This is a genomic window from Streptomyces phytophilus, assembly GCF_013870535.1.
Classification (GTDB): Bacteria; Actinomycetota; Actinomycetes; order Streptomycetales; family Streptomycetaceae; genus Streptomyces; species Streptomyces phytophilus.
This window is the reverse complement of the sequence record NZ_JACBXC010000834.1, coordinates 1-2,743: the sequence shown is the minus strand read 5'-3', so window position 1 is coordinate 2,743 and position 2,743 is coordinate 1. Positions and strand designations below refer to the sequence as shown.

Below are 2,743 nucleotides of genomic sequence, written 5' to 3'. Positions count from 1 at the left end.
GTCACGTGGGTCGTCACGTGGATCATCACGTGGATCGTCGCGGACGCCGTCGCCGGGGTGCAGGTCGGAGATCGGCGCGGTCAGGGGCACGGTCGGCACGGGTGCGGGCACGGGGGGTACCGCAGCGGCCAGCTCGCCGACGCTCTGCGCCATCGCGTGCAGCGCGTCGGTCTGCTCGGCGATCCGGCGGGCCGTGTCCTGCGACGCGGCGACCGCCAGGGCGGCCTGCTCCGCCACCTCCCCGAGCCGCGCCAGACTCTGCCCGGTGACGTCCGCCGCCAGCTCGGTGCTCGTCGTGAACGACCGCTGGGACGCGGCCAGGACGGTGACGGCGTCCTCGACCCGCTCGCCCGCCCGGTCGAGCCGGTCGCGGATCTCGCCGTTGACCGCGCGTACGTCGCCGAGCGCGCCGTTCACCTGGTCCCCGCTGGCGAGCACCGCCTTCGCGACGCCCTCGGTCGCCTGCTCCAGCGGCGCCACGGCGGCGTCGACGCTCGCCAGCCGGCGCTCCGCGCCGCGTACGGCTTCGCCGACCTGCTCGGACGCCTTCTCCAGCCGCTCCTGCGTGGTGACGGCCTTGCTGGTCAGCCTGTTGAGGTGGGTGGCCGACTTGCCCAGCTCCGCGGCGAAGCGCGCCGGTGAGCCGAACCGCTCCTCGTTGAGCAGGAGCTGGGCCCGGGTGAGCACCGGCAGCAGCCGGGCGAGCAGCCGGTCGCCGTCGTTGCGCGCGGCCTCCTCCGCACGGTCGGCGGCGGCGCGGCCCCAGCCGTGCAGCAGGGCGAGGAGCAGCAGGCAGGCGATGACCGCGGTGGCGGAGGCGACCACGTGCCCGAAGGTGAACCAGCCGGTGAGGTGGCCCTCGAACCCCGTCTGCCAGAGCTGCAGAAAGGGGCGTTCGGCCTGCTCGGGATCGGCGTCGGTCAGCGCGTCGTACGCGCTGGACGCCCGGGTCAGGCCGAACCACGTGAGCAGCAGCGGCACGAACACCAGGGCGCCGAGGGCCGCCTCCACCCAGGCGAGGTACCGCGGCTGCGGCGGCGGACGCAGCGCCTCGTGGACCGACTCGGGCCTGGCGTAGGCCGCGATGAGGTCCAGCTCCGTCCAGGGCTCCAGGTCGCTGGTGCCGATGCCGCGTAACGCGTCGGCCAGGGCGGTGAGTTCGTCACGCCGGGACGCGAGTCCGGGTTCCTCCGCGAGATCCGTGAGATGTGCGGCGACGCCGTGGCGATCCCCCAGAGCCCCTAACGGCATGCAGCTACCCCCCAGCCGACCGACAGGGGAGCCTGCTTCCGCCGCGCACCCGTCGCGGCCCGGCCCCGGAACTCCCCCCACCAGCCGCGGAGTCACCCGCGGCACCTGCGCCGATGCTAGCGCAGCGGCCCGTACCTGACCGGTCACTCTGCGGAATCCGGGCCGCGGAACCGGTCACGGGAAGCGGGGCCGGGTGCCCGGGTTCTCGAAGTGGGCGGCCGTCCTGGCGTCCGCCGGGTAGTACGACTCGATCGCGACCTCGGCGAGCGTGACGTCCATCGGCGTACCGAACGTGGTGATCGTGGAGAACAGCCGCAGCTCCCGCCCCGCCACGCGGAGGATCATCGGGATCACGACGTCGGACGCGGCCGTCCGCCCCGTCGGGTCCTCGGCGCCCGGCTCCAGCAGCTCTTCGTAGAGCGCGGTGAGTTCGGGGTCGGGTGCGGTGGCGAGCTGGCGGCTGATCCGGGTGCGGAAGACCGCGCGTACGTCGTCCAGGTTGACCACCATCGGGGCGAAGCCGCGCGGGTCGAGGCCCAGCCGTACGAGGTTGACCGGCGGCCGGAGCAGGGCGGGGTCGACGCCGTCGAAAAACGGCTCCACCGCGCGGTTGGTCCGCACGATGTTCCACCGGCGGTCGAAGGCCACCGCGGGGTACGGCTCGTGGGCGTGCAGCACCCGGGCGACCGCGACCCCGGCCGCCGCCAGCGCCTCGTCGTCGAGCGGCCGCTCGGGGTACCGGGGCGCGAACCCGGCGGCGATGAGCAGCCGGTTACGCTCGCGCAGCGGCACGGCCAGCCGGTCGGCGAGCCGGAGCACCATGTCGGCGCTCGGGTTGGTCTTGCCCGTCTCGATCAGGCTGACGTGGCGGGCCGAGACGTCCGCGGCGATGGCGAGGTCGAGCTGGCTGAGCCGCCGGCGGTGCCGCCACTGCCGGAGGAGGTCGCCGATGGTGTGCACGTTCGCCGAGGGTACGCACCGCGGCGCCGCGCGCCATGAAATGCCATGTCATCGACAGCCGCCGCGACCGCGGAAAGACTGCGCCGCATGAGCACAGACAACAAGGCAGTCATCGGACGGGCACTCGCGGAGCTGATCGAGACGGGCAGCTCCGACGGCCTCGCGCCGCTGCTGAGCGACGGCTTCGTCCACCACCGGCCCGACGCGACCACCTCGGACAAGGCGGGGTGGCTGGCCGCCGTCGAGGCGGCGCTCACCCCGCTGGCCGGGATGCAGGTCGAGATCCACCACCTGCTGGCCGAGGGCGACCACGTCGTCATGCACTCCCGGCGGTGGCTCCCCGGGGGCGGGCCGGAGATCACGGTGGTCGACATCTGGCGGGTCGACGGCGGGCTGATCGCCGAGGGCTGGGAGATCATCGAGCCGGCGGCGCAGGCCGCGGCCCATCTCTCGTGGTGGGCGGAGCCCGACGGACGCTGAGGCGCTTCGTACGGGCCGTGTCGTACGGGCCGTGTGCCCCCGGCGGCGTCGT

The 2,743-nt window shown here is 74.2% G+C and carries 3 protein-coding genes; 1 reads left to right on the top strand and 2 read right to left on the bottom strand.

What is annotated here, in order from left to right; genetic code table 11:
• The coding region (locus H5J30_RS25925; protein ID WP_181789766.1) for a methyl-accepting chemotaxis protein at nucleotides 1-1,251 on the bottom strand (1,251 nt) is incomplete at its 3' end.
• A gap of 174 nt (nucleotides 1,252-1,425) precedes the next feature.
• The gene (locus tag H5J30_RS25920; RefSeq protein WP_181789765.1) at nucleotides 1,426-2,211 is read right to left on the bottom strand and encodes a helix-turn-helix domain-containing protein; all 786 of its coding nucleotides are present in this window, start codon (nucleotides 2,209-2,211) and stop codon (nucleotides 1,426-1,428) included.
• A gap of 87 nt (nucleotides 2,212-2,298) precedes the next feature.
• Here H5J30_RS25920 and H5J30_RS25915 point away from each other — a divergent pair, with 87 nt between their 5' ends.
• Nucleotides 2,299-2,691 (top strand): nuclear transport factor 2 family protein, encoded by a 393-nt coding sequence (locus H5J30_RS25915; RefSeq protein WP_181789764.1) that lies wholly within the window; start codon nucleotides 2,299-2,301, stop codon nucleotides 2,689-2,691.
• Nucleotides 2,692-2,743 lie beyond the last annotated feature (52 nt).